The sequence below is a fragment of the Bradyrhizobium genomosp. III genome (assembly GCF_000261705.1).
GTDB lineage: Bacteria > Pseudomonadota > Alphaproteobacteria > Rhizobiales > Xanthobacteraceae > Bradyrhizobium > Bradyrhizobium ottawaense.
On the sequence record NZ_AJQF01000287.1, the window covers coordinates 1 to 15370 of the forward strand.

The window sequence follows — 15370 nt, forward strand, 5'->3', positions numbered from 1 at the left end:
GGAAATCGGGCGTGCTTTAATGGTTGCTACGGCACCGTCGCCCGGAGCGACTACGCCCCCTGATCGAACGCCTTGCGCAAGGCCACATAGCCCTGCTGCTGCTGGCTCCAGTTGCGGCCGCCGGTCATGGCGCCGTCGACGACGAGATCGTGCCCGTTGATGAAGCTGGATTCGTCGCTGGCCAGGAACACCGCGGCCTGGGCGATGTCATCGGGAAGGCCCGCGCGCGGGATCGGCTGGGCGGTCTTGTAGACCTCGCGCATCACCGCCGGCGTCTTCTCCGCAGCATCGGTCGAGAGTCCGAGCGCCTTGCCGAAAATGCCGGTCGCGATCGCGCCCGGCGAGATCGCGTTGACGCGCACGTTGGACTCGCCGAGCTCCATCGCCACGCATTTGGTGAGATGGATCACCGCCGCCTTGGCCGCGCTATAGACCATCGAGGACGAGAACCCGGCGAGGAGGCCGGCGATGCTGCCATTGTTGATGATGCTGCCGCTCCCCTGCCTCTTCATGTGGGGCGCGGCGTGCTTCATGCCGAGCATGACGCTGCGCACCAGCGTCGCCATCGCCGCATCGAAGCGCTCGACCTCGAGGCCTTCGATGCCGCCGGTCTGCGCCGGGCCGCCGGCATTGTTGAACAGGCAGTCGATCCGGCCGAACTTGTCCGCGGCGAGCGCGATCAGCGCCTGCATCTGGTCTTCGAGCGTCACGTCGGTCTGGCGGAAGATGCAGTTGGCGCCGAGCTGCTTGGCCAGGGCTTCGCCCTCCGGTAGACGCCGCCCCGCGATCACAATTTTGGCACCTTCGGCAACGAAGACTTCCGCAGTGCGCAATCCGATCCCGCTCGTCGCCCCCGTAATCACCGCAACCTTGCCGTCCAGCCTGCCCATGGAATGTTCCTGTTTTCGAACGATTTGACGCCAAATGGCGAACATCGGCCGCTGCCATCGCCGCGGACGCCACTATCCCTGCCTGCCTCCGACAAGGCAAGCTATGCTTGTGCGGACGGGATGCGTAACATCTTCACAGGTCGCTCGATTTTCGAACGCATATCGCAACTGGGCTGCGCATGGGGAAGTTGATCGACGAATTCCGTAGGGGTTGGCAGGGTGCGGCGCCGCCATCGCTCGGTCTGAGCATTGCGTTTGCGGTGGCCTGCCTGCTGATTGCCACGCTGACGCGCTGGGCCCTCGCGCATGTGCGGCCCGACGTCTACTTCACTCCCTACTTCCCGGCCGTGTTCTTCGCCGCCGCGTTCGGGGGCTTCCGGATCGGAATCGTGACAGCGCTGGTCGGCGGCATGCTCGGCGTCGTGGTGAATTTCGGCGATGCCTTTGCCGATCGGGCGCGATTTGCCCTGCTGGCACTCTATTGGGCGGTCTGTGCGCTCACCATCTGGGGCGTCGAGCACTATCGCACCATGCTGGCGGAGCAGCGCCGGATCTCCAAGCGCCTGATCGAGGAAGAAGATTATCGCAAGCTGCTGGTCGACGAGCTCCAGCACCGGCTGAAGAACAAGCTGTCGACGGTGCACGCCGTGCTGCACCAGGTGCTGCACGACCACCCGCAGGTCTGGGCCCGGGTCGATCCTCGGTTGCGCTCGCTGGCCGCGACCGACGATCTGATCTCGCGGATCGACAAGGCGGGCTGTGACATCCGCGACCTCCTGATCTCGGAGCTCGGCCCCTACGGCCATGTCCGCTTCACCCTCAATGGCGACCGCCTGTTCCTGCCGCCGAAGCTCGCGGTCACGCTCTCATTGATGTTTCACGAGCTGGCCACCAATGCGGGCAAGTACGGCGCGTTCTCCGCGCCGCGCGGTCTGCTGCAGGTGTCATGGACCGTCAACGACGACCGCCTGATCATCACCTGGGACGAGACAGAGGGTCCGAGCGTGGACAAGGTCTCCGAGCCCGGCTTCGGCACCAAGCTGCTGAAATCGGCACTGTCGTCCTTCGATGGCAGGACCGAGATCTCTTACTTGAAGACCGGGCTGCATTGCATCATGCAGTGCCGCATCCCCCGAAGCGAATAGCATCGCGCGTCAGGCGAAAGCTGGCCCGCGCACCCGCCCGCAGTTTCGCATGGGCCGTTGACCCTCTGTTAATGACGATCGTCGGCGCGCGTCGCAACGTCGCAAAACACCCCCGTATTTCTCCGTACCCCTTAACCAAACTTAAGAGGGAACTGCGCATGATTGCGTGCATTGCAGGCGCGCTGAAACAACAAGATTCATGACTTCTATGAACGACAACCAATATTCCGGCGCGACTGAAGCCGAGCTCGGTTTTCTCAAGGAAATCGTTAGAATGCTGCCGGCCGGCCTGACCGTGCAGGATGCGCATGGCGAGCTTCTGCTGGTTAACGATGCCGCGGCCGCGCAGCTCGGCATGGACGGCAGCCGTCCCTCACCCGATCTTGCGCCGCGCCGCGAAGCCTGCCGCCAGGCGCTGAGCGCCGGCCAGGCTGTCGTCACCGAGGAGGCGCTTCACGGCGGCGCTGCGCGCCAGGTGCTGCTCACGACCCATCGTCCCGTTCGCCTCGCCGGACGCGAGCTGCTGATCTCGGCGTCCTCCGACATTACCGAGCAGAAGAATTTCGAGGACCAGCTGTTCCGCTCGGCCTATTTCGACGAGCTGACGGGATTGCCCTCGCGGCGCGTGATCGAACATCACGCCAACAATCTGCTGGCGGAGAATGGCGGCGGCGAGCGTTTCGCGCTGGCCTTCCTCGACGTCGACAATTTCAAGCACATCAACGACTATTACGGCCACGCCGTCGGCGATGCGCTGCTGGTCGAGCTGTCGAAGCGGCTCGGGCGCGACTTGCGCGATTCCGACATGCTGTCGCGCATCTCCGGCGACGAATTCCTGCTACTGCTCTCCCCGATCCAGAGCCAGGAGGAAGTCGCCGAATTCATGCAGTCGACGCTGGAGCGGCTGACGGCGCCGTTCTTCATCGACCATTCGGAACTCTTCGCCTCCACCTCGGTCGGCATCAGCCTCTATCCCGATCACGGCCGCAGCTTCGAGACGCTGCGCCAGAATGCCGACATCGCGATGTACCGCATCAAGAACGACGGCAAGGGATTGGCAGCCTTCTTCGATTCCAGCATGGAGCGCGAGGCGCTGGCGCGGATGAAGATCGAACAGTCGCTGCGGCTCGCCATCCTGGAAAAGCGTTTCTGCTGCGCCTTCCAGTCCAAGGTCGACATCCGCACCCAGGCTGTGAAGGGCATCGAGGCCCTGGTGCGCTTGCGCGACGACGAAGGCGTGATCCAGGCGCCGGGATCGTTCATCAATCTTGCCAGCGAGCTCGGGCTGATCGACGAATTGACCCATCTCGTGCTCGCCGAAATCGTCAAATCGATCGACCTGATCAACGAGACGTTCGGCGCGGAAGCGACCATCAGCATCAACGTCGCGGCCAAGCAGGCCGGCAACCCCGAATTCATGCGCAGCTTCGCGCGGGCGCTCGACGACACCGGCTTTCCGCAGCGCTTCATGATCGAGGTGACCGAAGACGCCTTCGTCGCCAAGAATCATTTCCAGGACGAGATCCTGCCGATGTTCCGCAAGCTCGGCGTCGGCATCTCGATCGACGATTTCGGCACCGGCTATTCCTCGCTCTCGGCGCTGGCCGACATCACCGCCGACGAGATCAAGATCGACCGCTCCTTCATCACCGACATCCATAAGCGCCCGCGCAGCCAGGGCATCCTGCGCGCGATCGAATCCTTGAGCGAAGCGCTCGGCATGACCGTGATCGCCGAAGGCCTCGAATCCTACGAGGAGCTCGCTTATCTGCAGGCCGCGACCAAGATCCGCTACGCGCAGGGCTATTATTTCTCGCGCCCGATCTTTTTGGAGGAGTTGAAGCTGGCAACGCCCGTGTCCAGCGAGTCGCGCGCCAGCGTGGCAAACCGCCCGCACCAGCAGAACCGCCAGGGCTATTCGCGGGCGAGCGGGTATCGAAGGTAGGGGCGCGAGCGCTGCAACACATACCGCTGTCGTCCCGGGGCGCGAAGCGAACCCGGGACCCATAACCACATGGTGTGGTTTGGCGCTAAGACGGTCACTCCGAGTCCCCCGTTATCACATCTCCCTGTGGCTATGGGTCCCGGATCGGCGCTTCGCTTGTCCGGGACGACAGCGGAGTATGGGGCACAATCCAATTCCCCCTTTGAAATTGCTGCCCTTTTGCTAATACACAGGCAGACTTCCCCCGGGATATGTCATGTCCGCCTCTTCCGCCTCGATCAGCGATCCCGCCTATCTCCGTGCGCGCGCGATGGAAACGCTGTTCGAGCGGCTGGAGAAGCTCTGCGAGGGCGCGATCGCGATCGACCGCGGCGGACGCGTCGTCTACGTCAATGAAAAATATCTCGCGGCGCTCGGTCTCAAACGGACCAGTGAGGCAATCGGCCGGCCGATCGAGGAGGTCATCCCCAACAGCCTGATGCGCAAGGTGGCCGAGACCGGCGAGCCGATCCTGCTCGACATCATGGAGCTCGGCGGAGAGCAGCTCGTCGTCACGCGCATGCCGATCGAGGACGAGAACGGCACGGTGATCGGCGCGATCGGCTTCGTGCTCTACGACCATCTCGAAAGCCTGAAACCTCTGCTCGCCCGCGTCGCCCAGCTCGAGAGCGATCTGCGGCTGGCGCGGCGGCAATTGTCCAACGCCCGCGCGGCGCGCTTCACTTTCGCCGACTACGTCGGCACCACGCCTGGAATCGCGCAGGCCAAGCAGCTTGCAAGCCGCGCGGCGCGGCAGAGCGTCACCGTACTGCTCACCGGCGAGACCGGAACGGGCAAGGAGATGCTGGCGCAGGCGATTCACAATGCCTCCTCGCGTGCGGAGAAGCCGTTCGTCAGCGTCAATGTCGCCGCGATTCCCGACACGCTGATCGAGTCGGAGTTCTTCGGCACGGCGCCCGGCGCCTATACCGGCGCCGACCGCAGGGGACGCGAAGGAAAATTCCGCATCGCCGACGGCGGCACGCTGTTCCTCGACGAGATCGGCGAGATGCCGCTGCAATTGCAGGCCAAGCTGTTGCGCGTGCTACAGGAGCGCGAGATCGAGCCGCTCGGCTCGGACAAGATCTCCAAGGTCGACGTGCGCGTGGTCGCCGCGACCAATGTCGATTTGCGCAAGCGCGTCAGCGACGGCGCGTTCCGGCCCGATCTCTATTACCGGCTGAACGTGCTCTCGATCGACCTGCCGCCGCTGCGGCAATGCCTGGATGATCTCCCCGACATCTGCGCCCGGCTGCTCGAGGACATCAGCGCCTCCGGCGATTACGTCAAGGCAAAGATCACGCCGAGCGCGTTTTACGCGCTGGCGCGCTATGACTGGCCGGGCAACGTCCGCGAGCTCCGCAACATCCTGGAGCGGGCGCTGATCCTGAGCGATTCCGGCCGGCTGACCGGCGAAGATGTCGCCCGCATTCTTCCCGTCGGCACCGACGTCAGGCCCGCAGCATCCGAGCGCCCGGCCGGAGCGGTGGTGCCCTATGCCGAAGCCGAGGCCGAGTTCGAGAAGCACACGCTCGAACGGGCGCTCGCCGCCAGCAACGGCCAGATCTCCGAGGCCGCCAAAATGCTGCGAATCTCGCGCGCAACCTTCTACAAGAAGCTCGCCAAGTTCGGCCTCGCCGCAGGGTCGGCCTCCGTCTGAGTTTCGAGACACGAACGTGTCCGGAGTCTCGGATTCCGGACACGGCGCTGCGCCGCTGGTTCCGCCAGCAACGGCGAGATTTGCCGTGATTTCAGCCAATTTGCGCAAACCTTCCGCATCTGGCGCGGACCTTGCTCTTCGCTTTGCACAATGACGCATGCTGCACATGCGCATTTGCAACCAGGGAGGACGCAAGATGAGTGAAGCGATCTCGGTCCATCAGCTTCAGGCGAGACAGCCCTCGCACGTCACGGTCGCCACCGCGAGCCTGATCGGCACGGCCATCGAGTGGTACGACTTCTTCCTCTACGGCACCGCCGCGGCGCTGATCTTCAACAAGCTGTTCTTTCCGACCTTCGATCCCATGATGGGGACGCTGCTGGCGTTCGCGACCTATGCGCTCGGCTTCATCGCGCGCCCGCTCGGCGGCGTCGTGTTCGGGCACTACGGCGACAAGATCGGCCGCAAGACCATGCTCTATCTGACGCTGCTGATCATGGGCGTGGCGACCGCCGCGATCGGATTCCTGCCGACCTACGAGACCGCCGGCATCTGGGCCGCGGTCCTGCTCGTCACCTGCCGCCTGATCCAGGGCTTTGGCCTCGGCGGCGAATGGGGCGGCGCGGTGCTGATGGCGGTCGAGCACGCGCCCGCGGACAAGAAGGGCTTTTACGGCAGCTGGCCGCAGTTAGGGGCGCCGCTCGGCCTCGTGCTCGGCACGCTGGTGTTCTCGGTGGTATCGGCGATGCTGACCGACGCCCAGCTGCTTGCCTGGGGCTGGCGCATCCCGTTCCTGTTCTCGATCGCGCTGGTGCTGGTCGGCCTGTGGATCCGCTTCACCATCGCGGAATCCCCCGAGTTCCAGAAGGTCAAGGACACCAAGCAGGAAGTGAAGATGCCGATCCTCGAGGCGATCAGGATGTATCCCAAGAACATCCTGCTCGCGATGGGCGCGCGCTTCGCCGAGAACGGCTTCTTCTACATCTACGCGACCTTCGTGCTCGCCTATGCCACGCAGTCGCTCGGCATGAACAAGCAGGACATGCTCAACGGCGTGCTGATCGGCGCGGCGATCGAGACCTTCACCATCCCGGCCTTCGGTGCGCTCTCCGACCGGCTCGGGCGGCGGCCGATCTACATTTTCGGCGCGGTGTTCTCGGCGCTGATGTCGTTCCCGCTGTTCACGCTGCTGGCGACCAGGAACCCGCAATATGCCTGGATCGCGATCGTGCTCGGCCTCGCGATCGGGCATGCCGCGATGTACGGCCCGCAGGCGAGCTTCCTGTCGGAGCTGTTCGGCACCAAGGTGCGTTATAGCGGCGTCTCGCTCGGCTACAATCTGGCCTCGATCTTCGCCGGCGCACTGTCGCCGCTGATCGCGACGGGATTGATGACGGCCTATGCGCCGGCGACCTGGCCGATCTCGCTCTACATGATCGCGCTGGCGCTGATCACCATCGTGTCGGTCTATTTCGCCACCGAAACACGCAAGATAGTTCAGGGCTGAATGTCCTGATCACCTCGTCCATCGCGAGGAGCGGCCTGTTCCAGGGTCGCTCCTCGCGATAGGATCAAGCAACAACGGCATACGGTCGAAGGGATCGGGAGGAACGCCGTGAGCCATCACCCAGCTCTGCCTTACCTACGCAATTCCGAGAAGGGCAAGGTCGTCACCGCGGCCGAAGCGGTCATGCTGATCCGTGACGGCGACACGGTCGCGACCGGCGGCTTCGTCGGCATCGGCTTTGCCGAGGAGATCGCGATCGCGCTGGAGGAGCTCTATCTCTCCCACGAGGGCGATGCCCCCTATACGCAGGGCAAGCCGCGCAATCTGACGCTGGTCTATGCGGCGGGCCAGGGCGACGGCAAGAATCGCGGCCTCAACCATTTCGCGCATGAAGGCCTGGTCCGGCGCGTGATCGGCGGACATTGGGGGCTTGCGCCAAAATTGCAGCAGCTCGCGATCGCGGGTCAGATCGAGGCCTATAATTTGCCGCAGGGCGTCATCACACACCTGTTCCGCGACATCGCCGCGCACCGGCCCGGCCACGTCACCCGCGTCGGCATGGGCACCTTCGTCGACCCCCGGCAGGGCGGCGGCAAGCTGAACGCGCGTACCACCGAGGACATGGTGGAGCTGATCACGCTACGCGGCGAAGAGTGCCTGCTTTACAAGACGTTCCCGATCAACGTCGGGATCATCCGCGCCACGACAGGCGATCCCGACGGCAACCTCACCATGGAGAAGGAGGCGCTGACGCTGGAAGCGCTCGCCATCGCCATGGCAGCGCATAATTCCGGCGGCATCGTCATTGCCCAGGTCGAACGCGTCGCCGAGGCCGGCAGTCTCAATCCGCGCCAAGTCAAGATTCCCGGCATCCTCGTCGACTGTGTCGTCGTGGCGAAGCCGGAGAATCACTGGCAGACCTTTGGCACGCAATACAATCCGGCCTTCTCCAGCGAGATCCGCGTCCGCGCCGCATCGCTGCCGGTGATGCCGGTCAGCGAGCGCAAGATCATCGCCCGGCGGGCCGCCCTCGAGCTGAAGGCCAACAGCGTCGTCAATCTCGGCATCGGCATGCCCGAGGGGATTGCCTCGGTCGCCAACGAAGAGCGAATCATCGACCTCATCACGCTGACGGCGGAGCCGGGCGTGATCGGCGGCATTCCCGCGAGCGGCATCGATTTCGGCGCCGCGATCAACACGCAGGCGGTGATCGACCAGCCTTATCAGTTCGACTTCTACGACGGCGGCGGCTTGGACGCCGCCTTCCTCGGGCTCGCCCAGGTCGATCGCGCCGGCAACCTCAATGTCAGCAAGTTCGGGCCGAAGCTCGCAGGCGCCGGTGGCTTCATCAACATCAGCCAGAACGCCAAGGAGGTCATCTTCGTCGGCACCTTCGGCGCGGGCAAGCAACGCATCGCGGTGAACGACGGCAAGCTCGTCATTCTCGACGAGGCGAAATCACGCAAATTCGTCGACCGCGTCGAGCACGTCACCTTCAGCGGCCCGTTCGCGGCCGCGCGCAAGCAACGCACGCTGTATGTCACCGAACGCTGCGTGTTCGAGCTCAGGCCGGACGGACTCGAGCTCACCGAAGTCGCACCCGGCATCGACATCGAGCGCGACATTTTGCGCCTGATGGATTTCAAGCCGCTGATCCCGCGCGAGCCCGCACTGATGGACGACCGCATCTTCCGCGAGGGTCTGATGGAATTGCGCGAGCGCCTGCTCACCATCCCGCTCGACCAGCGCTTCACGCTGGACGAGCAGCAGAACCTGTTCTTCGTCAATCTGGAGCGCTATCCGCTGCGCAGCAAGGCCGAGATCGACGCCATCGCCGAGATCGTCGAGAGCCGTTTGGCGCCGCTCGGCCGCCGGGTCTACGCCATCGTCAATTATGACAATTTTTCCATCCTGCCGGAGCTGATGGACGAATATTCCGCGATGGTGCGCAGCCTCGTCGATCGCTTCTATTCCGGCGTGTCACGCTACACCACGTCGGGCTTCCTGCGCATCAAGCTCGGCGAAGCCCTGGAGAGGCGCGGCGTCGCGCCCCACATTTTCGAAAGCGCTGATGAGGCGCAGTCGGATCGGCGTCGGGCCGAGGGAGCCGGCGATGCGCGGCGGGCCCAAAAATGATGCATGCTCGCAAGGCCGATGCGCTCGGCCGGAAGGTTCAATTGCAATGTTCGTAGCGTTGTGCAAATCGCTGTTACCGAGAAACTTTAAATCAGGAGGGACCATCGTGCGTCGATCACTCATCATAACAACAACCATTCTCGCACTCGCTGCGGGCACCTCCGCACAGGCCGACGATCTCAAGGTCGCGCTGATCTACGGCAAGACCGGTCCGCTCGAGGCCTACGCCAAGCAGACCGAGACCGGCCTGAAAATGGGCTTTGAATACGCCACCAAGGGCACGATGACCCTCGACGGTCGCAAGATCGTCATCATCACCAAGGACGACCAGGGCAAGCCGGATCTCTCGAAGGCCGCGCTCGCCGAAGCCTATCAGGACGACAAGGCCGACATCGCGATCGGCACGACCTCGTCGGCCGCGGCGCTCGCCATTCTCCCGGTCGCCGAGGAGAACAAGAAGATCCTGATCATCGAGCCCGCAGTCGCGGACCAGATTACCGGCGAGAAGTGGAATCGCTACATCTTCCGCACCGCGCGCAACTCCTCGCAGGACGCGATCTCGAATGCGGTCGCGATCGGCAAGCAGGGCGTCACCGTCGCAACGCTGGCGCAGGACTATGCGTTCGGCCGCGATGGCGTCGCCGCCTTCAAGGAGGCACTCGCCAAGACCGGCGCGACGCTCGCTGCCGAAGAATATGCCCCGACCTCGACCACCGACTTCACCGCAGTCGGCCAGCGCCTGTTCGACGCACTGAAGGACAAGCCGGGCCGCAAGGTCATCTGGGTGATCTGGGCCGGCGCCGGCAATCCGCTGGCCAAGCTGCAGGACATGGACCCGAAGCGCTACGGCATCGAGCTCTCCACCGGCGGCAACATCCTGCCGGCGCTCGCCGCCTATAAGGGCCTGCCCGGCATGGAAGGCGCGACCTATTATTTCTACGAGATCCCGAAGAACCCGGTGAACGACTGGCTCGTCGCCGAGCACCAGAAGCGCTTCAACGCGCCGCCGGACTTCTTCACCGCGGGCGGCTTTGCCGCCGCTATGTCCGTCGTCGCCGCCGTCACCAAGGCGAAGTCGACCGACAGCGAGAAGCTGATCACGGCGATGGAAGGCCTGGAGTTCGACACGCCGAAGGGCAAGATGGTGTTCCGGAAAGAAGACCATCAGGCACTGCAGAGCATGTACGCCTTCAAGGTCAAGGTCGATCCGAACGTCGCCTGGGCCGTGCTCGAGCCGGTGCGCGAGCTGAAGATCGAGGACATGGACGTTCCCGTTCGCAACAAGCGCTGAGTTTGTCCGCGCTGCCCTCTTCTTCACCTCTCCCGCTTGCGGGAGAGGCCGGGAGAGGGCTCTGTCCTCTCGGGGGTTCCCGCCTGCGGAGACACCCTCTCCCCAGCCCTCCCCCGCAAGCGGGGGAGGGGAGCCGACTGTCATCGCGGACATCTCCACGTTTCCATTGCCAGACTCGATTGAATTCGAATGACGCTTACCCTCGAAACACGCGAGCTCACCATCCGCTTCGGCGGCCATGTTGCGGTCAACAGCGTGACCTGCACGTTCCGTCCGGGCGAGCTCACCGCGATCGTCGGGCCGAACGGCGCCGGCAAGACCACCTATTTCAATCTGATCTCGGGTCAGCTGCGCGCCTCGAACGGCAGCATCCTGTTCGACGGCACCGACATCACCCAGCACTCCGCGCCGCTGCGAACCCGCGCGGGCCTCGGACGCGCCTTCCAGCTCACCAACCTCTTTCCGAACCTCACCGTGGAAGAGAACGTGCGCCTCGCCGTGCAAGCGGCGAACGGCACCCATTACGACATGCTGCGGCCCTGGATGGTGCGCCGCGACCTGATCGCACGCGCCGACGCCATTCTCGAGCAGGTCGCGCTCGGCAGCCGCCGCGGCGTCGCTGCGACCGCGCTGTCGCACGGCGACCAGCGCAAGCTGGAGGTCGCCCTGATGATCGCGCTGGAACCGAAGGTCTTCATGTTCGACGAGCCGACCGCCGGCATGAGCATCGACGAGGTCCCGGTCGTCTTGAACCTGATCGCGCAGCTCAAGCAGGACAAGAGCAAGATCATTCTTCTCGTCGAGCACAAGATGGACGTGGTACGTTCGCTCGCCGACCGCATCATCGTGCTGCATAACGGGCAACTCGTCGCCGACGGCCCGCCTGCCGAAGTGATCGCCTCGCCGATCGTCCAGGAAGCCTATCTCGGCGTCGCGCCCAAGACAGCTGCAGGGAGCGCGGCATGACCGACCTTTTGAAACTCTCCGGCGTCCACACCCATATCGGCCGCTATCACATCCTCCAGGGCATCGACCTCGCGGTCCCGCAGGGGCAGACCACGATGCTGCTCGGGCGCAACGGCGCCGGCAAGACCACGACGCTGCGCACCATCATGGGACTGTGGCAGGCGTCCAGCGGCGAGATCAGCCTCTCCGGCGATCGCATCGAGAGCCGCGCGACGCCGGACATCGCAAGGCTCGGCGTCGGCTACGTGCCGGAGAGCATGGCGGTATTCTCCGATCTCACCGTGAAGGAAAACCTGGTGCTGGCGGCGCGCGACGGCCCGCTCGACGACACCCAGCTCGACTGGATTTTTGGTTTCTTCCCGGCGCTGCGCCGGTTCTGGCTGTCGCGGGCGGGGAGCCTCTCGGGCGGGCAGAAGCAGATGCTCTCGATCGCGCGCGCCATCATCGAGCCGCGCAAGCTCTTGCTGATCGACGAGCCGACCAAGGGGCTGGCGCCGGCCATCGTGATGGCGCTGATCGAGTGCCTGAAGGAGATCAAGCGCAAGGGCGCGACGATCCTCCTGGTCGAGCAGAATTTCTTTGCCGCCCGCGAGCTCGGCGACAACGTGCTCGTGATGGACAACGGCACCATCGTCCATCGCGGCGAGATGGCGGCGCTCGCCGCCGACGTGCCGCTGCAGGAGCGGCTGCTCGGCCTGAGCCTGGAGACGCATCAGTGACTGACCTTGCTGCAACCGATCCGCTGCCGAAGCCGAAGCGCGATATCGCACCGATCCTCTTGCCGGTCGCGCTCGCCCTCGTGACGATCCCCCTGATCGGCTCGCCCAGCACCTGGCTGACGCTGACCGCGGCGAGCCTTGCCATGGGCATGATGATCTTCATCATGGCCTCGGGGCTGACCCTGGTGTTCGGCCTGATGGACGTGCTCAATTTCGGCCACGGCGCCTTCATCGCCGTCGGAGCCTATGTCGCGACCCTGGTGCTGGCGCCGTTCGCAGCCGCCATTCAGGCGGATTCGCTCTGGATGAACCTCGCGGTGCTGGCGCCGGCCGCGCTGCTCTCGATGGCGGTGTCGGGCGCCCTTGGCCTCGTCGTCGAGCGCGTGCTGATCCTGCCGGTCTACGGCCAGCACCTGAAGCAGATCCTGATGACGACCGGCGGCCTGATCGTCGCCGAGCAGACGCTCTATGCGTTGTGGGGACCGCAGATCATCCCGATGCCGCTGCCGGCCTCGCTGCGCGGCTCCTTCATCCTCGGCGACGTCGCGATCGCCAAATACCGCGTGCTGGCGATGCTGATCGGCCTTGCCGTCTTCATCGCGATCCAGCTCGTGCTCAACCGCACCAAGCTCGGGCTCCTGATCCGCGCCGGCGTCGAGAACCGCGAGATGGTGGAAGCGCTCGGCTATCGCATCCGCCGGCTGTTCCTCGGCGTATTCATGACGGGATCGGCGCTGGCCGGCCTCGGCGGCGTGATGTGGGCGCTCTATCGCGAGCAGGTCCATGCCTCCATGAGCGACGACCTCACCGTGCTGATCTTCATCGTCGTCATCATCGGCGGCCTCGGCTCGATCGGTGGCTGCTTCATCGGTGCGATCCTCGTGGCCATGGTCGCCAATTACGGCGGCTTCCTGGTGCCGAAGCTCGCCCTCGTCTCCAACATCCTGCTGATGGTCGCCATTCTGATGTGGCGGCCGCGCGGCCTCTATGCGGTGACCCGCCGATGATGATCCTGTCAGGCGATCCGCCGCGTAGCCGGATCCTCACGCTCGTTCTCGTCGTCATCATCCTGGCGCTGGCGGCGACGCCGTTCCTGTTTCCGGGGGCCAAGGCACTGAACGTCGCAGCCAAAATCTGCGTCTTCGCCGCGCTGGTCGCCTCCTACGACCTCCTGCTCGGCTATACCGGCTCGGTTTCGTTCGCCCACACCATGTTCTACGGCATCGGCAGCTACGCGATCGCCATCGCGCTGTACGGGATGGGCCCGAATTGGGCCGCGGTCGCCACCGGCATCGTGGTCGGACTGCCGCTCGCGGCGCTGCTCGCGCTCGCCATCGGGCTGTTTTCGCTGCGGGTCGCCGCGATCTTCTTTGCCATGATCACGCTGGCGGTCGCCTCCGCCTTCCAGGTGCTGGCTTCGCAGCTGTCCTGGCTGACCGGCGGCGAGGACGGGCGCAGCTTCCAGCTGCCCGAGTTGCTGCGGCCCGGCACGGTGCTGATCCCAAAGAGCCTGGTCGGCTTCGAGATCAACGGCCGGATCCTGACCTTCTACCTGGTATTCGCCATCTCGGCGCTGATGATCCTCGCACTGCTGCGCGTCGTGAACTCGCCGTTCGGGCGCGTGCTGCAGGCGATCCGCGAGAACCGTTTTCGCGCCGAGGCGCTCGGTTTCCGCACGGTGTTCCACCTGACCTATGCCAACTGCATCGCCGCGCTGGTCGCTGCCAGCGCCGGCATCCTGAATGCGCTGTGGCTACGCTATGCCGGTCCCGATACTTCGCTCAGCTTCTCGATCATGCTGGACATCCTGCTGATGGTCGTGATCGGCGGCATGGGCACGATCTACGGCGCGATTATCGGCGCCACCATCTTCATCCTCGCCCAGAACTATTTGCAGTCGCTGATGGGCGTCGCCTCCACGGCGGCGTCGGAGGCCGGCCTGCCGCTGCTGCCGGGTCTGCTGCATCCCGACCGCTGGCTGCTGTGGCTCGGCCTGCTGTTCATCGCCAGCGTCTATTTCTTCCCGACCGGCGTGGTCGGACGGCTGCGCAATCCCGCTGGCGACAAGAGCGCAGGCAGCTCGCATTAAGCCGCGATTAATGATGCAGTGCGGCGATTGCTACGCCTGCCGCACAACCCTGACGCGTTTCGTGCTCCGCTGCATACGGACGCGATTGTGCAACTGGATTAATGCTTAGGTAACTGGCTTTCCTAAGGTTTAGGCCATTTGTGCGGTGTATTCGTGTTCCTCCAGGGAGGGGGAATGCGCCAAGTCTTTTCCACGGTGGCAGCCGGAATGTCTCGAGCCGCAAGTAACGGCTGGGAGGCCTTGGCGCGGCGTGGTCCTGTCCTGTGGCTGACCCTGTGCGGCGTGTTGCTGGTCGCGGGCATCTTCGGTGTGACGGCCATGGCCGTCGGCGAATTTCGCGAGCGCACCCTGGCGAACCGCGAACGCGAGCTGGAAAACACGGTCCAACTGATCGCCCGGCACTTTGATCAGCAATTCGAGGATTCCGACGTCGTCGCCGCCGATCTGATCGGGCAGATGAACCTGGCGGAGATCACCTCGCCGGCGATGTTCCGCGAGCGCATGTCCGGCCCCGCGGCGAACCAGATGCTGCGCAGCAAGATCAGTTCGGTGTCCTATCTCGGCGATATCGCCATCTACGATGCCGATGGCGACCTCATCAGCTGGTCGCGGCCCCACCCGCTGCCCAAGATCAACGTTTCGTCACGGGCCTACTTTCAGACCTTCAAGACGAATCCGCAGTCCGAACCGGTGCTGCTGGAATCCGTCCGCAGCTTCATCATCAACAAATGGACCACGATCGTCGCCCGCCGGTTGACCGGCACGGACGGCACCTTCCTCGGCGCGATGGTCCGCCGGATCGATCCGGACAGCTACCAGCACTATTTCGCGTCTGTCGCGCTGGCCGAGGGGACGGCCATCTCGCTGTTCGATCGCGAAGGCAAGATGCTGGCGCGCTATCCGCATCTCGAAGAGCTGATCGGCAGAAACTTCAAGGACGCGCCGCTGATGCAGAAGGTGCTGGCCAATGGCGGCCAGCAGAC

12 protein-coding genes are annotated in these 15370 nt (G+C 64.4%); 11 read left to right on the forward strand and 1 reads right to left on the reverse strand.

Annotated elements, in window-relative coordinates; translation table 11 throughout:
• Positions 1-50: 50 nt before the first annotated feature.
• Positions 51-890 carry an SDR family NAD(P)-dependent oxidoreductase gene (locus tag IC66_RS0124275; RefSeq protein WP_038949378.1) on the reverse strand — a complete coding sequence of 280 codons (840 nt, stop codon included), beginning with the start codon at positions 888-890 and terminating at the stop codon, positions 51-53.
• Between the two features lie 179 nt (positions 891-1069).
• Between IC66_RS0124275 and IC66_RS0124280 the strand changes: the two genes are divergently transcribed.
• From IC66_RS0124280 to IC66_RS0124330, 11 genes are all read left to right on the forward strand, one after another.
• Positions 1070-2035 (forward strand): sensor histidine kinase, encoded by a 966-nt coding sequence (locus IC66_RS0124280; protein ID WP_038949379.1) that lies wholly within the window; start codon positions 1070-1072, stop codon positions 2033-2035.
• 208 nt (positions 2036-2243) lie between these two features.
• The gene (locus tag IC66_RS0124285; protein WP_028139587.1) at positions 2244-3980 is read left to right on the forward strand and encodes a putative bifunctional diguanylate cyclase/phosphodiesterase; all 1737 of its coding nucleotides are present in this window, start codon (positions 2244-2246) and stop codon (positions 3978-3980) included.
• 256 nt (positions 3981-4236) lie between these two features.
• Complete coding sequence (locus IC66_RS0124290) at positions 4237-5679, forward strand: sigma-54 interaction domain-containing protein (RefSeq protein WP_038949380.1); 1443 nt, start codon at positions 4237-4239, stop codon at positions 5677-5679.
• A gap of 196 nt (positions 5680-5875) precedes the next feature.
• A complete protein-coding gene (locus tag IC66_RS0124295) occupies positions 5876-7186 on the forward strand; it encodes an MFS transporter (RefSeq protein WP_049806626.1) in 1311 nt (436 codons plus the stop codon).
• 108 nt (positions 7187-7294) lie between these two features.
• Positions 7295-9322: an acyl CoA:acetate/3-ketoacid CoA transferase gene (locus tag IC66_RS0124300; RefSeq protein WP_038970660.1), complete on the forward strand. Its 2028-nt coding sequence runs from the start codon at positions 7295-7297 to the stop codon at positions 9320-9322.
• 106 nt (positions 9323-9428) lie between these two features.
• Positions 9429-10613: a substrate-binding domain-containing protein gene (locus tag IC66_RS0124305; RefSeq protein WP_038949383.1), complete on the forward strand. Its 1185-nt coding sequence runs from the start codon at positions 9429-9431 to the stop codon at positions 10611-10613.
• Positions 10614-10802: 189 nt separating this feature from the next.
• Positions 10803-11579: an ABC transporter ATP-binding protein gene (locus IC66_RS0124310; RefSeq protein ID WP_038949384.1), complete on the forward strand. Its 777-nt coding sequence runs from the start codon at positions 10803-10805 to the stop codon at positions 11577-11579.
• Positions 11576-12298 (forward strand): branched-chain amino acid ABC transporter ATP-binding protein, encoded by a 723-nt coding sequence (locus IC66_RS0124315; protein ID WP_038949385.1) that lies wholly within the window; start codon positions 11576-11578, stop codon positions 12296-12298. Before IC66_RS0124310 ends, IC66_RS0124315 begins: the two co-directional genes overlap by 4 nt.
• A complete protein-coding gene (locus tag IC66_RS0124320) occupies positions 12295-13305 on the forward strand; it encodes a branched-chain amino acid ABC transporter permease (RefSeq protein ID WP_038949386.1) in 1011 nt (336 codons plus the stop codon). Before IC66_RS0124315 ends, IC66_RS0124320 begins: the two co-directional genes overlap by 4 nt.
• Positions 13302-14387 (forward strand): branched-chain amino acid ABC transporter permease, encoded by a 1086-nt coding sequence (locus IC66_RS0124325; protein WP_038949388.1) that lies wholly within the window; start codon positions 13302-13304, stop codon positions 14385-14387. The genes IC66_RS0124320 and IC66_RS0124325 overlap by 4 nt, the downstream gene beginning before the upstream one ends.
• Positions 14388-14561: 174 nt before the next feature.
• On the forward strand, positions 14562-15370 hold an 809-nt coding region (locus IC66_RS0124330), incomplete at its 3' end, for a PDC sensor domain-containing protein (RefSeq protein ID WP_283806363.1).

Coding starts and splice junctions, on each gene's coding strand:
- IC66_RS0124275 (WP_038949378.1), bottom strand. CDS start 890: ATGGGCAGGCTGGACGGCAAGGTTGCGGTGATTACGGGGGCGACGAGC.
- IC66_RS0124280 (WP_038949379.1), top strand. CDS start 1,070: ATGGGGAAGTTGATCGACGAATTCCGTAGGGGTTGGCAGGGTGCGGCG.
- IC66_RS0124285 (WP_028139587.1), top strand. CDS start 2,244: ATGAACGACAACCAATATTCCGGCGCGACTGAAGCCGAGCTCGGTTTT.
- IC66_RS0124290 (WP_038949380.1), top strand. CDS start 4,237: ATGTCCGCCTCTTCCGCCTCGATCAGCGATCCCGCCTATCTCCGTGCG.
- IC66_RS0124295 (WP_049806626.1), top strand. CDS start 5,876: ATGAGTGAAGCGATCTCGGTCCATCAGCTTCAGGCGAGACAGCCCTCG.
- IC66_RS0124310 (WP_038949384.1), top strand. CDS start 10,803: ATGACGCTTACCCTCGAAACACGCGAGCTCACCATCCGCTTCGGCGGC.
- IC66_RS0124315 (WP_038949385.1), top strand. CDS start 11,576: ATGACCGACCTTTTGAAACTCTCCGGCGTCCACACCCATATCGGCCGC.
- IC66_RS0124325 (WP_038949388.1), top strand. CDS start 13,302: ATGATGATCCTGTCAGGCGATCCGCCGCGTAGCCGGATCCTCACGCTC.